Below are 16,114 nucleotides of genomic sequence, written 5' to 3'. Positions count from 1 at the left end.
TAGTATTCCGACGCCCGCCGGGTCGCACAAGTGATCTCGAATCCGAGACCGGACCCGGCGCCGTCGTCGAACCCCTCTCGCGGCCGCGTTCCCGGAAGCCGTCAACTGCGCTCCGGTGCGGCCGCGTTCACCCCCGCGCCGTCGAGCAGGTGGGAGATCCCCCGTGTCGCATCCCGAACCCCCGTCCTCCGCCGTGCGGTTGGATCCGGAGCTGGTCGCCCTCGTGGTCGAGGTGGCCGGCGCGCCGCCCGGCTGGGCCCGCCACGTCACCCCGGACGCCCGGCTGGACGGCGACCTGCTGCTGGACGAGGCCGAACTCGGAGAGCTGGCCGGGCGTCTGCGTGAGCGTTTCGGCCCGGCCGCCGACCTGGCCGCGCTGCGCGCCGGGCTGGACCTGGCCGGCCTGGAGGCGCTGACCGTCGCCGACCTGCAGCGGCTGCTCCCCGAGGAGGGCGCCCGGTGACCCGGTTCCTGCTGGTGATGCCCCCGCTGACCGGACACGTCAACCCGGCCGCGGGCATCGCCGCCGAACTGGCCGCGCGCGGCCACGACGTCGCCTGGACCGGCACGGAGTCGGTGCTGCGCCCCCTGCTCGGCGGTGACGCCCGCGTGCTGGGCACCGGCACCCGGGCGTTCCGGACGCAGGGCGGGCACGGGCTGGCCGCGCTGCGCTCGCTCTGGGAGGGCTTCATCGTCCCGTACGCACGGTTCACCGCGAAGCCGCTGGACGCGGTCGTGCGGGAGTACCGGCCGGACGTGCTGCTGGTGGACCAGCACACCCCGGCGGGCGCGCTGGTCGCGCACCGGCACGGCCTGCCGTGGGCGAGCTTCGCGCCCGGGGCGATGGAACTGGGCCGCCCGTACCGTGCGTTGCCGCAGGTCGAGGCGTGGATGACCGGGCTGCTGCGCGGGCTGTGGGAGCGTGCCCGGCTGCCCGGGGCGGAGTACGTCGACCCGCGCTTCTCCCCCGCGCTGGTGCTGGCCACCACCGGTCCGGCGCTGACCGGCCGCGCCGCACCGCCGCACCACGCGCAGGTCGGGCCGGTGATCGCGGCGCGGCCGCACGATCCGGGGTTCCCGTGGGAGCGGCTGCTGCCGGGCCGGCGGCGGGTGCTGGTCACCATGGGGACGCTGGCCGGGGAGCTGGGCGCGGACTTCCTCGCCCGGGCCGTCCGGGCGCTGGAGCTGTGCGGCGAGGACGTGCAGCCGGTGTTCGCGGCGCCGCGCGGGCTGCTGCCCGCGCTTCCGGCGCGGGCGGTCGCGGTGGACCGGGCGCCGGTCGCGGCGCTGATGGCGCGCGGCGAGCTGGACGCGGTGCTGTGCCACGGCGGGATGAACACCGTGGGCGAGGCCCTGGCGCACGGGTTGCCGCTGGTCACCGCGCCGATCCGGCACGACCAGCCGTTCGTGGCCGCACAGGTGGCGGCGGCCGGGGCCGGGCTCCGGGTGCCGTTCGCCAGGGTCACCGCGGAGCGACTGGCGGGGGCGCTGGGGGCCGTGCTGGAGGCAACGGGCCATCGGGAAGCGGCGGTTCGGGTCGGGACGGAACTGCTGGCCGGAGGCGGTGCGGTGGCCGCCGCGGACCGGCTGGAAGCACTCGGCTGACCGCCCCGGCCGGGAAATCCCTTAGCAGAAGCGGAGATCACACGTCCATTGGTCTAGGCCATTGTTTCCGAGTGGGAGTTCACCCTAGGGTGTCGCAGCAGCACCGCCCTCCGCAGGTGCCGAGCACCGCCTTCCCGGGTGCCGTGGCAGCCCATCCCCGTACGGGAGTTCCGGTTGATCGAGACCACGGGACTGCGCAAGTCCTACCGCAAGAAGACCTCCCGCCGCAGCGGCGACAGCCGGAGCGTCGACGCCGTGCGCGGCATCGACCTGGCCGTCGACGCCGGCGAGATCTACGGCTTCCTCGGCCCCAACGGCGCCGGGAAGACCACCACCCTGCGCATGCTGGCCACCCTCATCCGCCCCGACGACGGCCGCGCCGTCATCGCCGGGGCCGACCTCTTCACCGACCCGGCGGGGGTCCGCCGCCGGATCGGCTACGTCGCCCAGGGCGGCGGCACCACCGACAACGTCAGCGCCCGCGAGGAGCTGGTGCTGCAGGGCCGGATGTACGGCGCGGCCAAGGCCCAGGCCGTCCGGGCCGCCGAGGACGCGCTCAAGGCCTTCGACCTCGGCGAGTTCGGCGACCGGCCGTGCGCCACCTACTCCGGCGGCCAGCGCCGCCGGGTGGACATCGCCCTCGGGGTGATCCACCGGCCCCGGGTGCTGTTCCTGGACGAGCCGACCGTAGGACTGGACCCGTCCGGCCGGGCGCACGTCTGGGAGGAGATCCGCCGGCTGCGCACCGAGGGCATGACCGTCGTGGTCACCACCCACTACCTGGACGAGGCCGACGCGCTCTGCGACCGGGTCGCCATCGTCGACCACGGCCGGGTGGTGGCCGAGGGCACGCCCGAGGCGCTCAAGCGGGAGATCTCCGGTGACGTCGTCCTGCTCGGCCTGGACACCGGGGAGGGCGCCGTCGAGCGGGCGGCCGAGGTGCTGCGCCCGCAGCCGTACCTGCACCGGCTGGAGCCCGACGGGGACCGGGGGCTGCGGCTGTACCTGGAGGACGGCGCCGCGGCCGTCCCCCGGCTGCTGCGCGCCCTGGACGCGGCCGGTGTGACGCCCGGCACCGTCCAGCTCCAACGGCCCAGCCTGGACGACGTGTTCCTGGCCCGCACCGGACGCTCGCTGCGCCAGGCCGGCCCCGCGGCCGACACCCCGTGACCCGCCGCCACCCCGCCCCGCCCGACCCCCTGGGGAGACCGTGAAGCTCGCCCGCGACACCTGGCTGGTCTTCCAGCGCCAGCTGCTGCTGATGATCCGCACCCCGGTCTGGATCGCCGTCGGCATCATCCAGCCCCTGTTCTACCTCCTGCTGTTCGCGCCCCTGCTGAAGAAGGTGCTCGCCCCCGAGGGCGCGACCAGCTACGCCGACGCCTACCAGGTGTACGTGCCGGGCCTGTTGGCGGTGCTGTGCATCTTCGGCGGGCTGTTCACCGGCTTCAGCCTGCTCGGCGAACTCAAGGCCGGGATCATCGAACGCTCCCGGGTGACCCCGGTGAGCCGGCTCGCGCTGCTGCTCGGACGGGCGCTGCGGGAGATGGTGGCGCTGCTGGTGCAGGCCGTCCTGATCACGCTGATCGCGCTGCCGTTCGGGCTGCGGGTGAGCCCGCTGAACCTGCTGCTCGCCTACCTGCTGCTGGGACTGCTGGCGCTGATGACCTCGGCGATCTCCTTCGGCATCGCCCTGATGGTCCCGGCCGACGCGGCGATGGCGCCGGTGGTCAACACCATCGCGCAGCCGATCGCGCTGCTGTCCGGGGTGCTGCTGCCGCTCACCCTGGCGCCGCAGTGGCTGCAGCAGCTCGCCCGTTGGAACCCCTTCTACTGGGCGGTGGAGGGCATGCGCGCGCTGTTCTCGGGGCACGCCGGGGACGCCGCGGTCTGGCAGGGGCTGCTGGTGGTCGTGGTGATGACCGCCCTGGCGGTGTACTGGTCGGCCCGGCTGTTCTCCACCCGGGTGCGCTGACCCCGGGCGCTCCGGGCCGCGCCGGGCCGCGCCGGGCCGGGCCCGGAGACGGCAGAGGAAGGGGCCGGGCTCGCCATGAGCCGGGCCCCGTGGGCGTGCGCGCGCTCAGGAGGCGCGCACGCCCACGCTGCGCACCCGCTCAGGAGGCGACGAAGGCCGCCAACTTCGCCACTCCGTCGATGATCTGAGTCTGCGTCACCGAACTGACGGAGAGCCGAAGGCGGTGCTCACCGCCGCCGGCCGGGTAGAACGGCGCCATCGGTGTCCACAGCACCCCGTGGTCGCGGGCGCAGCGCTCCATCGCCGCGTCGTCCGCGGTGAAGGGCACGGTCAGCACCGCGAAGAAGCCGCCGTCCGGCCGGTTCCAGGAGACGCCCAGGCGGCGCCGCTCGGAGGCCGGGAAGTGCCGGTCCAGCTCCCGCAGCAGGGTGTCCAGGCCGGCCGCGTAGTGGGCCGTGGCACGGGCGTTGGCGGCGCGCAGACGGCAGTCGTGGGCCAGCAGCATGCCGCCGATGACGGCCTGGCTGAGCGCGGGCGTGTTGACCGTCGTCATGCTCTTCAGCTTGGCCAGTTCGTCGGCGAGCAGACCGCTGCGCCCGCCGGGGCCGGCCACCTCCTGGTCGGCGACGACGTAGCCGAGCCGGGCGCCGGGGAAGCAGGTCTTGGCGAAGGATCCCAGGTGGACGACCTGGCCGCGGCGGTCCAGCGCCTTGAGCGTGGGCCGCAGGCCCGGCGTGCGGGCGAAGAAGCCGTACGGGTTGTCCTCGATGACCAGGACGTCCTCCTCGGCGGCCGCCTCCAGCAGCCGGGTGCGGGCGTCGACCGGCATGCTGGTGCCGGAGGGGTTGGCGAAGTCCGGGACGACGTAGAGGGCGCGCGGGCGGCGACCCTCGGCGCGGACGGCCCTCGCGGCTGCGAGCACGGCCTGCGGGTCGGGCCCGCCATCCGGACCCTCGGGGACCGGCCGGGTGGTCAGGTCGAGCAGCCGGGCGGCGCCGGTGACGCCGACGTAGCAGGGCGAGCTGACCAGCAGGACGTCGTCCGGGCCGGCGCAGAGCGCGCGCAGGGTGAGCAGCATGCCCTCCTGGGCGCCGACGGTGAGCACCAGGGACGCGGGGTCGACGGTCAGGCCCTCGTCGTTGGCGAGGGTGCGGGCCACCAGGTCGGCGATGATGCCCTTGGTGGGGCCGTACTGGAACAGCGTGCTGCGCACGGCGTCCCGGTCGAGCCCGCGCTCCGCGAGGTGGGCGAGGAAGCGCTCAAGGTGGGCCGGGACGTCCTCGGGCTCGAAGAAGCCCTCGTAGGGGCGGCCGGGGGCGAAGGAGACGGCCCCGGGGTAGCGGGTGGTGACCTCGTTGAGGAAGGTCATCGCGTCCAGCAGCGGGTCCGCGAGGGAGGCGTGCAGGTCTTCCAGCCGGAGCCTCACCGCAGGGCCTCCCGCAGCCGGCCGGCGGCGTGCGCCTGGGCTTCGGCGGCGGCGTCCAGGGTGCCGGTCATGGCGAAGAAGCCGTGCGGCACGCCCTCGTAGCGGCGCAGTTCCACCGGGACCCCGGCGGCGCGCAGCGCCTCGGCGTACTGCTCGCCCTCGTCGCGCAGCGGGTCGTACTCGGCGGTGAGGACGGTCGCGGGCGGCAGGCCCGCCAGGGTGGCGGCGCGCAGCGGGGAGGCGTACGGGGAGGCGCCGTCGGCCGGGTCGGCCAGGTAGTGGCCCCAGTACCAGGCGACCGAGCGGCGGTTGAAGAACAGCGGGTCGTCGTGTGCGCGCAGCGAGGGGGTGTCGGCGCCGTGGTCGGTGTTGGGGTAGACGAGCAGTTGGTGGCGCAGGGCGGGGCCGCCCTCGGCGCGCAGCAGGAGGGTCAGGGCGGCGGTGAGGTTGCCGCCGGCGCTGTCGCCGCCGACCGCCAGGCGCTCGGGGTCGACGCCGAACTCCTCGGCGCGTTCGACCAGGTGCCGGAGCGCGGCGCGGCAGTCGTGCAGGGCCGCGGGGAAGGGGTGTTCGGGGGCGAGCCGGTAGCCGACGGAGGCGGTGACGCAGCCGACGGCGTTGGTGAGGCGGCGGCAGACGGCGTCGCTGGTGTCGGGCGAGCCGAGGGTCCAGCCGCCGCCGAACAGGTAGAGCAGGGCGGGCAGTGGGCGGCCGGCCGGTTCGGGGCGGTACAGGCGCAGGGCGAGTTCGCCGCCGGGGCCTTCGATGCGGTGTTCCTCGACGGCGGCGACCGGTTCGGGGGTGCCGGCCGCGGCGCGGATGTCGGCGAGGTCGGCGGCGCGGGCCTCGGCGAGGGTGAGGGTGTAGAGCGGCGGTGCGCCGCTGCTCGCGCGCCGGGCGCGCAGGGCCTCGGCCTGGGGGTGCAGGGGCATGGGTGGTCCCGTTCTGGAGCGGGGGGTCGGTGGTCGGCGGACGGTTCGGGGACGGTCGGTGAGCGGTTCCGGGGCTGGTCGGGCGGATGGTCGGGGGTGGTCAGCGGTCGGCCTCGACGTAGATGGTCTCGTCGGTGCGGAAGGCCGTGTCGAGGTCGGCGACGTCCGGCCGGGCGCCCTGCCGGTAGGCGCAGGGGCGGATCCGCTCGGGCGCGAAGCCGGCCAGGGTGAGGACGTGGCGCAGCTCGTCCAGGTCGTAGATCCACTGGTGGCCGTAGTGGCGGAAGATCTGGTTGACCAGGAAGGCCGGGCGGGCCGGCATCGGCGGGCCGAAGCCGAGGGTGGTCAGGCGTCGGCGGTGCTTGGTGAGGAAGCCGTCGCCGGTGGCGTAGCCGACCAGGTAGCGGGCGAGGTCGGGGGTGGTCAGGCGCAGGACGCCGCCGGGGCGCAGCACCCGGCGGGCCTCGCGCAGCCAGCCGACCGCGACGGGCATGGTGACGTGCTCGATGAGGTGCTCGGCGTACACCCAGTCGACGCTGGCGTCGGCGAAGGGCAGCGGCTCGGAGATGTCGAGCCGGGTGAACCAGCGGTCGCCGTCGACGCGGTAGAGGGTGCCGGGCTCGGCGGTGGCCTGCGGGCCGCCGCCCGGCGAGGTGCACAGGGCGGCAAGGTCGGTGCCGAGTCCCTGCGGGTGGGCGGTCCGGAACGCGGCGAACTCGATTCCGGTGAGGCCGAGTTCGCGGAAGTCCGCGTGGTCGTGCGGCAGCCCGCCGGGGTGCGCTTCGAGCGTGTCGCAGGTGGCGACCTGCGCGCTGAAGGCGTCCAGGCGGGTGGCCAGGCCGTCGGGATCGTCCCAGTCCCAGCCGGGGAATCGGTCACTCTGCTCGGTCATCCGGGTCTTCCTCTCGAAGGTACGTGGCGCGGGTGCCGCGCGGTTCAGCCCGGGGCGCAGGGCCAGGGGGCGAGGGTCGTGCGGTCCAGGTCGGCGAGCCGGGGGCGGCCCAACAGGGCCATGGCGTGCTCCAGTTCCTCGCGCAGCAGGCCGAGCACCCGGTGGACTCCGGCTTCGCCGTCGGTGGCGAGGCCCCAGAACGCGGGACGGCCGACCAGCACGGCGCGGGCGCCGAGGGCGAGGGCGACGGCGATGTCCGCGCCGGTGCGCACACCGCCGTCGAGCAGCACGGGCAGGTCGGCGGGGACGGCGTCGACGACCTCGGGCAGGGCGGCCAGCGCCGGTACGGCTCCGTCGAGTTGGCGTCCGCCGTGGTTGGAGACCAGGACGGCGTCGGCGCCGTGCTCGACGGCGAGCCGGGCGTCCTCGGCGGTGAGGATGCCCTTGAGGACCAGCGGCAGCCGGGTGCGTTCGCGCAGCCAGGCGAGGTCGCCCCAGCTCAGGGTGGGGTCGAACTGCTCGCGGGCGTGCTCGGCGATGCCCGAACTGCCTTTCGCGGCCCGGTGGCTGGCCCTCATGAGGGCCGGGTCCAGGTTGACCGCGCGGACGGTGGGCGGGACGGCGAAGCCGTTGCGCAGGTCGCGCAGGCGGCGGCCGATCCGGGGGGCGTCCACGGTCAGCACCAGGGCGTGGTAGCCGGCCGCCTCGGCGCGTTCCACCAGGTCGGCGAGGACGGCGCGTTCGCGCAGCCAGTACAGCTGCAGCCAGAGCGGACCGGTGGCGGCCCCGGCGATCTCCTCCAGGGTGCGGCTGGCGAACATCCCGGCGACCAGCAGGGCGCCGGCGCGGCCGGCGGCGCGTGCGGTGGCGGTCTCGCCCTCCGGGTCGACCAGGCGGTGGTAGGCCATCGGGGCGATGCCGAGCGGGAGGGCGAGCGGTGCGCCGAGCAGGGTCAGCGCCGGGTCGCAGTCCGAGACGTCGACCAGGGTGCGCGGGCGCAGCGCATAGCGCCCGAACATCTCCCGGTTCGCCGCCAGGGTGCGTTCCGCCCCGCTGCCGCCTTCGATGAAATCCCAGATTTCCGGGGAAAGTTGTTCGCGCGCCGTGCGCTCGATCCCGGCCAGAGTGAGTACTCCCACGGGCGTTCCTCGTTCCCGGACGGCCACGCGCGGGCCGGTCCCGGTTCGGCAGCGTAGGAGCAACGGCCACATTGGTATAGACCTTGATTTGACCAAACGTCTGTGCCATGGTCTGGCAACGGAATTGACCGCTTTGGTTGTGAACGGCGTTCATGTCAAATCCCCTCACTTGTGTGGAGCCGCGTTGACCGGCTTTTCCTCTCCACTTCCGCCTTCCGCGGCACCGCCGCACTCCGACGCACCGGACGACTGGGTCGACCGCCTGCTGCTGGCCGGCCCCGGCGGCGAGGAGTGCCTGCACCTCGGCGCGCCGCTCGACCGGGACGCCCTGCGCGCCCTGGTCGACGAACAGTCCGTACGGCTGGCGACGGCCGGACTGGGCCCCGGCGGGACGGCGGCGCTGCGGCTGCCGCCCTCGGTGGCGTTCGTCGCGGTGCTGCTGGCATGCTGGCGGCTCGGCGCCCAAGTCGCCCTGCTCGACCACCGGTTGACCGACCACGAGATCGACGCGGCGGTGGCACGGCTGGCCCCGCAGGTGCTGGTAGGCTCCGCCCACCGGCCGGCGGCGGCACTGCGCGGCTTCTCCGAGGTGGAGCCGGTGGCCGTCCCGCTGCCGGACGGACGACTGGCCCGCACCGGGCACGCGTTGATCCAGCTCAGCTCCGGATCGACCGGCCCGGCCAAGGTCATCGCCCGGACCGCCGGCGACCTGCTGCGCGAACTCGACTGCTACCGAAGGCTGGTGGAGTTCCCCGGCGAGGGGGAACGGGTCGTCCTGCTCTCCTCGGTCGTGCACGTTCTCGGCCTGGTCGGCGGGCTGCTCAACGGCCTGCACGCCCGTGCCGCGCTCACCGTGCCGGAGCGGATGACGGCGGCGGGCATCCTCGCCGCGGTCGCCGGCTCCGACCGGCCGACCACCGTCATCGGGGTGCCGTTCCACGCCGAACTGCTGGCGGGGACGGTCGCTCCCCCGTCGCTGCCGCGGCTGCGACGGATGATCGTCGCGGGCGAACTGGTCCGCCCGGGCCTGCCCGCGCTGTTCACCGAGCGCTACGGCGTCCCGCTCGGCACCATGTACGGCATGACCGAGACCGGGGTCATCGCCACCGACCTCGACGGCACCCTCCACCCGGCCAAGCGCCCCGTCCACGGGATGCGACTGCGCCTGGTGGACGGCGAGTTGCAGCTCTCCGCGGCGTCCTCCCCGTACCCCGGCCTGGACGACCCGACGCGCTGGTCGGACGGCTGGCTGCACACCCGGGACGCCGCCGGACTGGACGGGAGCAACGGCCTGGTCACCGTGCTCGGCCGCCTCGACTCCCAGGTGTCGATCGGCGGTCTGAAGGTCGACCTCACCGAGGTCGAGCAGACCCTCACCGCACTGCCCGGCGTCCGCGAGGCCGTGGTCGTCTTCGACGACGGCGCGATCGAGGCCTACCTGGCCACCGAACCCGACGCCGACCTCGCCCTGCTCCACGCCGGGCTGGAGCGCCGCCTCGCCGCCTACAAGCGGCCGCGCCGCCTCGCCCTGCTCCCCGTCCTCCCCCGCACCTCCACCGGAAAGCTGCTGCGCGACCCGGCCGCCCTGCGCGGCTCCGCCACGGCCGACGCGGCCGCCGCGCGCTGACCCGGTGCCCCGCCGCGCACCCCGCACGTACGCACCAGAACCCCGACAAGGAGCCACCACCATGCAGGACCGCATCCGCGCGTTCGTCCTCGCCGCCCTGACCGAGATGCAGTACGACGTCTCCGAGGCCACCGGTGACACCGACCTCGGCCCGGCCGGGCTGGACCTCGAATCGCTCGCGCTGGCCGACCTCTCGGTGCAGGTCGAGGACGAGTTCGGGATCAAGTTCGACCTGGACGAAATGGAGACCACGGCGCTGATGACCCTGGACGAGTTCACCGCCGACGTCGCCCGGCGGATCGACGCCCTCGCCGCCACCTCCGGCAGCTCCGCGTGACCGGCACCCCGCGTCCGGACGACCTCCCGGACCGGGCCGAGGTGCTCACGATGCTGGCGGCGTTCGGGCAGCGCGCCGCCGACACCGTGCCCGAGGAACTGGGATCACTCGAACTCACCTGGCTCGTCGCCGAGTTCGAGCAGCGCTACGGCCTGCAGCTGGACCTGGACGACGAGCGCTTCGGCGCGGTGCGGACGGTCGACGACGCGACCGCCCTGCTGCGCGACGCCGTCCTGAGCGAGCGCGCCGTCCTGGCCGAGCGCGCCGTCCTGGCCGAGCGCGCCGGTCCGGCCGAGCCCGCTGGCGCCCAGCCGTGAGCGGCGTCGCCACGGGCGCGGGACCGCCCGGGCCGCTGGGCCGGGCGGGGCCGGTGGTCACCGGTGTCGGCGTGCTCAGCGCCGCCGGGCGCGGGCTCGCCGCGCTCAGCGAGGCCGCCGCCCACGGCAAGGCCGCGTTCGGCCCGGTCACCCGCTTCGACGTGCGGGCCCGCCGGACCGGCCGGGCCGCGCTGCTGCCCGACGCCCTGCTGTCCGGTGCGGCACTGCCGAGCGCTCCGCCGACCAGCCCCCGGGCGGCCGGCTCGTCCGCCCCGGCCGTGGCGGTGCTCGACGCGATCGCCCAGGCCTGCCACCAGGCCGGCCCGGGCGCCACCGAGGGCACCGCACTGCCCGTCCTGCTCGCGCTGCACAGCGACGGGCGGACCCGAGCCACCGTGGACGCGGTGGCCGCCGGGCTCCGCGCCGGCCGGACGGCCGCGGGCGTCAGCCGGGTGTACACCGGCGCCTGCGTCGCCGCCGCGACCGCCGTCGCCGACGCCGCCGCGGCGGTGGCCACCGGACGGCACGAGCGGGTCCTGGTCGCGGCCGTCCACCTGGTCGAGCCGGGCGTGTTCGCCGTCTTCGACGCCGGGCGCGCACTGGCCCGCGACGGCGAGCTGCGCCCGTTCAGCTCCGGACGGACCGGCACCCTGCTGGGCGACGCGGCCGCGGCCGTCGTGGTCGAGGCCGCTGCGGCCGCCGAACGCCGCGGTGCGTCCGTGCTCGCCCGGCTGACCGGCTGGGGCCGGGCCGGCGACGCCCACCACGTCTGCCGCCCCGAACCGGACGGCGCCGGGGTGGCCCGGGCGATCGAGGCCGCGCTCGCCCGCGCGGGCGTCGCACCGGCCGAGGTCGGCTACGTCAACGCCAACGGCACCGGATCCCCGCTGGCGGACCGGGCCGAGGCCCGCGCCCTGCGGCGGGTGTTCGGCCCGCACACCGGGCACCTGCCGGTCAGCTCCAGCAAGTCCGTGCACGGGCACGCCCTGGAGGCCTCCGCCCTGCTCGAACTCGCCGTCCTCGTCGGCGCGTTGGGCACCGGCAAACTTCCGGTCAACGCCGGCTGGCTCGGCCCCGACCCGGACGTCGGCCTGGACCTCGTCCTGGACGGCCCGCGCACCGCCCGCCCCACCCACGCGCTCAGCCTCAACTCCGCCTTCGGCGGCGCCAACACCGCGCTGCTGCTGGCCCCGGGATGACACCGACACCACCATGACCACCGCTGCCGACCACACCCACGGCCTGCGGGTCCTCGCCGAGGCCCGCCGCCCCTCCCCCGGCCTGGCCGGGCCACCGCCACCGCTGCCCGGCTTCGCGGCCTCCGGCTTCAACCCGCTGGTCGCCGACACCGCCGACCGCTGCCTGCGCGAGCACCACGGCCCGCCACCCGCCCCCGGGCGGACGGCCCTGCTGCTGGCGAGCGCGAGCGGCGACCTCGCCACCGCGCGAGCCATCGAGCAGAGCGCCGAACCCGGCCGACGGACCGGCCCGCTGCTGTTCTTCCAGTCCAACCCCAACGCCGTCCTCGGGCACATCGCCGCCCGCTGGGGCCTGACCGGCCCCGTCGTGGCGATCTGCCCGGCCGCCGCCGAACCCGGCCGCGTCCCGGCGGAGGCGTACGAACTCGCCGCACTGCTGCTCGCCGACGGCGACGCCGACCGGGTGCTGGTCGTCGCCGCCGAGCAGACACCCGACGGCGACCAGGCCGCGGCCGTCCTGCTCGCGAACCCGACGGCCTGAACGCGCCGAACGCGCCCGACGCCCCGCACGCCCGCCCTGCACGCCCCGAACGTCCTGAACGCCCCGCCCTGCACAACCCCGAACGCCCAGAACGCCCTGCACACCCAGAGCAGTCCCGAGCGCCGCTGCCGTCCGCGCGCGGCCGACCGACCCTGCCATCCGATCAGCCGCCCGGGCCGTCCGCCGGCCCCGAGGGAGGGATCCACCCCCGTGACCATCCGCAGTCTCCGCACCCTGCTCGCGGACGACCCCGACGTCGGCGCCGGCAACGTCCTGACCACCCGGATCGCGCTCGGGCAGGACGTCGACGAGCCGCTGCTCACCTTCGACACCCCGGTGGACGACCACCCGGCCTGGCAGCCGCTCACCCTGCGCGAGCTCGACCGGGCCGTCCGGGCCCGGGCCGCCGCCCTGCACGCGCTCGGCGTCACCCGGCGCGACCCGGTCGTGGTCTACGCGAGCGACGCCGCCGACCACGTGCTGGCCTTCCTCGCCCTGGCCCGGCTCGGCGCCATCCCCGCCCTGCTCAACCCGAACCTGGACGGCGAGCGCGCCGCCCGCTACATCTCCCGCCTCGGCGCGGCCGGCGTCCTCGCCGACCCGGCCCACCTCGCCGCGCTGGCCGGCCACGAGCCCGGCGCACCCCTGCTGCCCGAGATCGGCACCCTCGGCGCGGGCGACCCGGACGACGCCCCGGAGCCGTACCGGCACTGGTCCGGCGATCCGGTGGCGATCACCCATTCCTCCGGCACCACCGGCCTGCCCAAGGCCGTCGTCCACTCGCACGCGAGCCTCTACGCCGCGATCCGCCACCGGCTGCGGCTGCCCCGCCCCCAGGGCCAGGACCGCATGCTCAGCGCCCTGCCCGCACCGCACGCCGCCACCCTGATCGCGCTCAACCTCGCGCTCGGCTCGCACACCCGGCTCGCCCTCCTGTCCCGGCAGTCCGGCGACGGCGTGCTGGAGGCGATCGAGCGGTGGCGGCCCACCGGGGTGGTCGGCTTCGCCGCCACCTGGGCCGACCTGGCCCGCCACGACCTCACCACCCGGGACCTCACCTCCGTCGCACTCTGGTGGAACACCGGCGACTGCGCCCACGAGGTGCACATCCGCCGTCTGATCGCCACCGGCAGCCGGGAGACCGTCACCCGTGCGGGCCGCGCCCGCGTCCCCGGCTCGCAGTTCGTGGACGGCCTCGGCTCCACCGAGATGGGCCACTCGCACTTCTTCATCACCCACGGCCCCGGCACCGAGCGCTACGGCCGCTGCGTCGGCCGCCCGCACGCCTTCGTCGACTGCGCGGTGCTCGGCCCGGACGGCGAACCGCTCGGCCCCGGCGAGGTCGGCGAACTCGCCACCGCCTCACCGACCTTGGCGCTCGGCTACTGGAACGACTCGGCCACCACCTTCCGCACCCGGATCCGCGGCCGCTTCCTCACCGGGGACCTGGTGTACCGGGACGGGGACGGCTACTACTACCACGTCGACCGGGCCGTCGACTCGGTCGAACTCGGCGACGGCAGAAGGCTGTTCACCGCCATGTCGGAGGAGCGGGTGCTGGCCGCCCACCCGGACGTGCTGGACTGCACGGTGGTGGCGTTCCGGGACGGCGAGCAGGTGGTCACCGACGTCCTGCTGCTCCTCGCCGAGGGCGCCGACCCGGCGCTCGACCGCACCGCGGCCGTCCTCGCCGCCCTGGACGGGCCCACCGCCGCGACCGTCCGCCGGGTGTCCGTGGTCTCCGGGGACAACATCCCGCTCGGCCCGACCGGCAAGGTCCGCAAGGTCCTGCTGCGGCAGCGCCACCTCGCGGCGGTCGGCGCGTGACCGGCCGCGAGGGCGCCGTCGTCACCGGCATCGGCCTGGTCACCCCGCTCGGCCGCAAGCCCGCCGAGGTGTTCGAGGCGCTGACCGCCGGCCGCTCCGGCATCCGCGCCGTCCCCGAGGGCCACGCCGCGCACGGCTGGCTGCCCGCCGCCGGGATCGCCCCCGCCGTGGACGGCCGGGAGGTGCTGGCGCCCACCGAGACCCGCTGCGTGGACCGCTTCGTGCTGCTCGGCCTGGCCGCCGCGGACGACGCGCTCGCCGACGCGGGCCTGGTGGTCGGCCGGGACGCCGACCCGCACCGCACCGCCGTGGTGCTGGCGACGGGCGGCGGCGGGCTGGAGACCTTCGAGCAGCAGTCGCACCGCCGGCTGGAACGCGGCCGCCCCGGCGTCAGCCCCTACCTGCTGCCCGGCATGCTCTCCAACATGGCCGCCGCCCGGGTCGCCATCAAGCACGGCATCCGGGGGTACAGCTCCGCCGTGGTGACGGCGTGCGCGGCCGGCGCCCAGGCGATCGCCGAGGGCCTGCGGCTGATCCGGGCCGGCGACGCGGACGTGGTGGTGTGCGGCGGCACCGAATCCTCGCTGCACCCGACGATCGCCGCGGCCTTCACCAACGCCCGCGCACTGGCCCAGGGTTGGGACGAACCGGAGCAGGCGAGCCGGCCCTTCGACGCCCGGCGCAACGGCTTCGTGCTCGGCGAGGGCAGCGCGGTGCTCGTCCTGGAGAGCGTGGCGCACGCCCGGGCGCGCGGCGCCGGCGGCTACGCGGAGGTCATCGGCTGGGGTGCCTCCACCGACGCCCACCACCCGACCATGCCCCGGCCCGACGGCACCGGCGCCGCCGACGCGATGCGCGCCGCGCTCGCGAGCGCGGGCCTGGCCCCGGGCGACATCGACTACGTGAACGCCCACGGCACCGGTACCAAGCTCGGTGACGCGGCCGAGACCGCGTCCCTGCACTCCGTCTTCGGCGCGCACCGGCCCGCGGTCAGCTCCACCAAGGGCGCCACCGGCCACCTCCTGGGCGCCGCGGGCGCGTTGGAGGCGGCGGTGACCGCCCTGGCGGTGGCGAGGGGGACGCTGCCGCCCACGCTCAACCTGACCGACCCCGACCCGGCCTGCGACCTCGACCACGTCCGGGGCAGCGCCCGGTCCGCCCCGGTGCGCGCCGCGCTGAGCAACGCCTTCGCCTTCGGCGGCCACAACCTCAGCCTCGTCCTCGGCCCCGCCCGGGCCGGGGCCGCCGGATAGCGCGTCGGCCCACCGATCCACCACCTGCCATCCCTCCGGGGGGAGATCCCGATGTCCGTCCAGACCATCACCCACGCCGAGTTCCACTGCGCCGACGCCGACAAGACCGCGGCCGGGCTCTGCGCCGACTACGGCTTCACCGCCGACGCCCCGGCCACCGCGCCGGACGGCACCCGCACCGTCGAACTGCGCCAGGGCACCATCCGGCTGCACCTGGCCTCCGCCGCCGACCCCGAGCACCCGGTCGCCGACTTCGTCGCGCGGCACGGGGACGGCGTCGCCGTCCTCGCCCTGGGCTGCACCGACCCGCAGGCCGCACTGGAACGCGCCGAACGGCACGGCGCCCGCGTCCTGGACCGCGCCGGCGCGCTGATCGCCGGCTTCGGCGACACCGCGCTGCGGCTCGTCCAGCTGCCCACCGACGGGCCCGCCCCCGAGCCGAGCCTGCTGGACGCGCTCGACCACGTCGCGATCTGCCTCCCGGCCGGCGAACTCGCCCCCGCCGTACGGTTCTGCGAGGCCGCGCTCGGATTCCACACGATCTTCGAGGAGCACATCGAGGTCGGCGAGCAGGCCATGGACTCCAAGGTGGTGCAGAGCCCCTCCGGCGCGGTCACCTTCACCCTGATCGAACCCGACACCGGCCGCCGGCCCGGCCAGATCGACGACTTCCTGGCCGCCCACGGCGGCGCCGGCGTGCAGCACCTCGCCTTCAGCACCCGCGACATCACCACCGCCGTCCGGACCGTCCGCGCCCGCGGCGTGGAGTTCCTGACCACCCCGGGCGCCTACTTCGACGTCCTGGCCGAGCGCTTCGGCGAGACGGCCATCCCGGTGGAGACCCTGCGCGACCTGCACGTCCTGGTCGACCAGGACCACGGCGGCCAGCTGTTCCAGATCTTCGCCCGCTCGACCCACCCCCGGCGCACCTACTTCCTCGAACTGATCGAGCGCCAGGGCGCCGGCACCTTCGGCACCGCGAACATCAAGGCCCTGTACGAGGCCATCAAGCGGCACGGCTCCGCCGCCTCCGCCTGACCACCC

15 protein-coding genes and 1 pseudogene are annotated in these 16,114 nt (G+C 75.7%); 12 read left to right on the top strand and 4 right to left on the bottom strand.

Annotated elements, in window-relative coordinates; all coding sequences use genetic code 11:
- Nucleotides 1-163 precede the first annotated feature (163 nt).
- The 4 genes from ACZ7KX_RS20390 to ACZ7KX_RS20375 all read left to right on the top strand — a co-directional run bounded on the left by ACZ7KX_RS20390 (nt 164) and on the right by ACZ7KX_RS20375 (nt 3,580).
- Nucleotides 164-463, top strand: coding sequence for a hypothetical protein (locus tag ACZ7KX_RS20390; protein ID WP_470327637.1), 300 nt, complete (start codon nt 164-166; stop codon nt 461-463).
- Nucleotides 460-1,605, top strand: coding sequence for a glycosyltransferase (locus ACZ7KX_RS20385; protein ID WP_470327636.1), 1,146 nt, complete (start codon nt 460-462; stop codon nt 1,603-1,605). Before ACZ7KX_RS20390 ends, ACZ7KX_RS20385 begins: the two co-directional genes overlap by 4 nt.
- 174 nt (nt 1,606-1,779) lie before the next feature.
- Complete coding sequence (locus tag ACZ7KX_RS20380; protein WP_470327635.1) at nt 1,780-2,775, top strand: ATP-binding cassette domain-containing protein; 996 nt, start codon at nt 1,780-1,782, stop codon at nt 2,773-2,775.
- 40 nt (nt 2,776-2,815) lie between these two features.
- The gene (locus tag ACZ7KX_RS20375; RefSeq protein ID WP_470327634.1) at nt 2,816-3,580 is read left to right on the top strand and encodes an ABC transporter permease; all 765 of its coding nucleotides are present in this window, start codon (nt 2,816-2,818) and stop codon (nt 3,578-3,580) included.
- Nucleotides 3,581-3,719: 139 nt separating this feature from the next.
- On the opposite strand, the gene ACZ7KX_RS20370 is transcribed toward ACZ7KX_RS20375, so the two are convergent.
- The 4 genes and pseudogenes from ACZ7KX_RS20370 to ACZ7KX_RS20355 form a co-directional block, all read right to left on the bottom strand.
- Nucleotides 3,720-5,006, bottom strand: coding sequence for an aminotransferase-like domain-containing protein (locus ACZ7KX_RS20370; protein ID WP_470327633.1), 1,287 nt, complete (start codon nt 5,004-5,006; stop codon nt 3,720-3,722).
- Nucleotides 5,003-5,959 (bottom strand): annotated as a pseudogene (locus tag ACZ7KX_RS20365) (alpha/beta hydrolase); the annotation flags it as partial. The pseudogene ACZ7KX_RS20365 and the gene ACZ7KX_RS20370, both read right to left, overlap by 4 nt.
- Before the next feature lie 79 nt (nt 5,960-6,038).
- Complete coding sequence (locus ACZ7KX_RS20360) at nt 6,039-6,830, bottom strand: methyltransferase domain-containing protein (protein ID WP_470327632.1); 792 nt, start codon at nt 6,828-6,830, stop codon at nt 6,039-6,041.
- A 44-nt stretch (nt 6,831-6,874) separates the two neighbouring features.
- Nucleotides 6,875-7,969: an alpha-hydroxy acid oxidase gene (locus ACZ7KX_RS20355; RefSeq protein ID WP_470327631.1), complete on the bottom strand. Its 1,095-nt coding sequence runs from the start codon at nt 7,967-7,969 to the stop codon at nt 6,875-6,877.
- Nucleotides 7,970-8,153: 184 nt separating this feature from the next.
- Here ACZ7KX_RS20355 and ACZ7KX_RS20350 point away from each other — a divergent pair, with 184 nt between their 5' ends.
- The 8 genes from ACZ7KX_RS20350 (at nt 8,154) to hppD (ending at nt 16,108) form a co-directional block, all read left to right on the top strand.
- Nucleotides 8,154-9,596 (top strand): class I adenylate-forming enzyme family protein, encoded by a 1,443-nt coding sequence (locus ACZ7KX_RS20350; protein WP_470327630.1) that lies wholly within the window; start codon nt 8,154-8,156, stop codon nt 9,594-9,596.
- Nucleotides 9,597-9,657: 61 nt separating this feature from the next.
- Nucleotides 9,658-9,933 carry a phosphopantetheine-binding protein gene (locus ACZ7KX_RS20345; RefSeq protein WP_470327629.1) on the top strand — a complete coding sequence of 92 codons (276 nt, stop codon included), beginning with the start codon at nt 9,658-9,660 and terminating at the stop codon, nt 9,931-9,933.
- Nucleotides 9,930-10,250 (top strand): acyl carrier protein, encoded by a 321-nt coding sequence (locus tag ACZ7KX_RS20340; RefSeq protein ID WP_470327628.1) that lies wholly within the window; start codon nt 9,930-9,932, stop codon nt 10,248-10,250. Before ACZ7KX_RS20345 ends, ACZ7KX_RS20340 begins: the two co-directional genes overlap by 4 nt.
- Nucleotides 10,247-11,449 (top strand): beta-ketoacyl synthase N-terminal-like domain-containing protein, encoded by a 1,203-nt coding sequence (locus ACZ7KX_RS20335; RefSeq protein WP_470327627.1) that lies wholly within the window; start codon nt 10,247-10,249, stop codon nt 11,447-11,449. The genes ACZ7KX_RS20340 and ACZ7KX_RS20335 overlap by 4 nt, the downstream gene beginning before the upstream one ends.
- 13 nt (nt 11,450-11,462) lie before the next feature.
- Nucleotides 11,463-11,990, top strand: coding sequence for a beta-ketoacyl synthase chain length factor (locus tag ACZ7KX_RS20330; protein WP_470327626.1), 528 nt, complete (start codon nt 11,463-11,465; stop codon nt 11,988-11,990).
- 210 nt (nt 11,991-12,200) lie between these two features.
- On the top strand, nt 12,201-13,817 hold the full coding sequence (locus ACZ7KX_RS20325; RefSeq protein ID WP_470327625.1) for a class I adenylate-forming enzyme family protein: 1,617 nt from the start codon (nt 12,201-12,203) through the stop codon (nt 13,815-13,817).
- Nucleotides 13,814-15,070: a beta-ketoacyl-[acyl-carrier-protein] synthase family protein gene (locus ACZ7KX_RS20320; RefSeq protein WP_470327624.1), complete on the top strand. Its 1,257-nt coding sequence runs from the start codon at nt 13,814-13,816 to the stop codon at nt 15,068-15,070. The genes ACZ7KX_RS20325 and ACZ7KX_RS20320 overlap by 4 nt, the downstream gene beginning before the upstream one ends.
- Before the next feature lie 51 nt (nt 15,071-15,121).
- Complete coding sequence (gene hppD, locus ACZ7KX_RS20315; RefSeq protein WP_470327623.1) at nt 15,122-16,108, top strand: 4-hydroxyphenylpyruvate dioxygenase; 987 nt, start codon at nt 15,122-15,124, stop codon at nt 16,106-16,108.
- Nucleotides 16,109-16,114: the final 6 nt, after the last annotated feature.

Source organism: Kitasatospora sp. NPDC038210 (assembly GCF_055600605.1).
This window is presented reverse-complemented; position numbering and strand designations above follow the sequence as displayed.

What these genes read in the sequence shown, in the direction of transcription:
- ACZ7KX_RS20345 (WP_470327629.1), top strand. Translation starts at nt 9,658, where the DNA reads ATGCAGGACCGCATCCGCGCGTTCGTCCTCGCCGCCCTGACCGAGATG.
- ACZ7KX_RS20330 (WP_470327626.1), top strand. Translation starts at nt 11,463, where the DNA reads ATGACCACCGCTGCCGACCACACCCACGGCCTGCGGGTCCTCGCCGAG.
- ACZ7KX_RS20360 (WP_470327632.1), bottom strand. Translation starts at nt 6,830, where the DNA reads ATGACCGAGCAGAGTGACCGATTCCCCGGCTGGGACTGGGACGATCCC.
- hppD (WP_470327623.1), top strand. Translation starts at nt 15,122, where the DNA reads ATGTCCGTCCAGACCATCACCCACGCCGAGTTCCACTGCGCCGACGCC.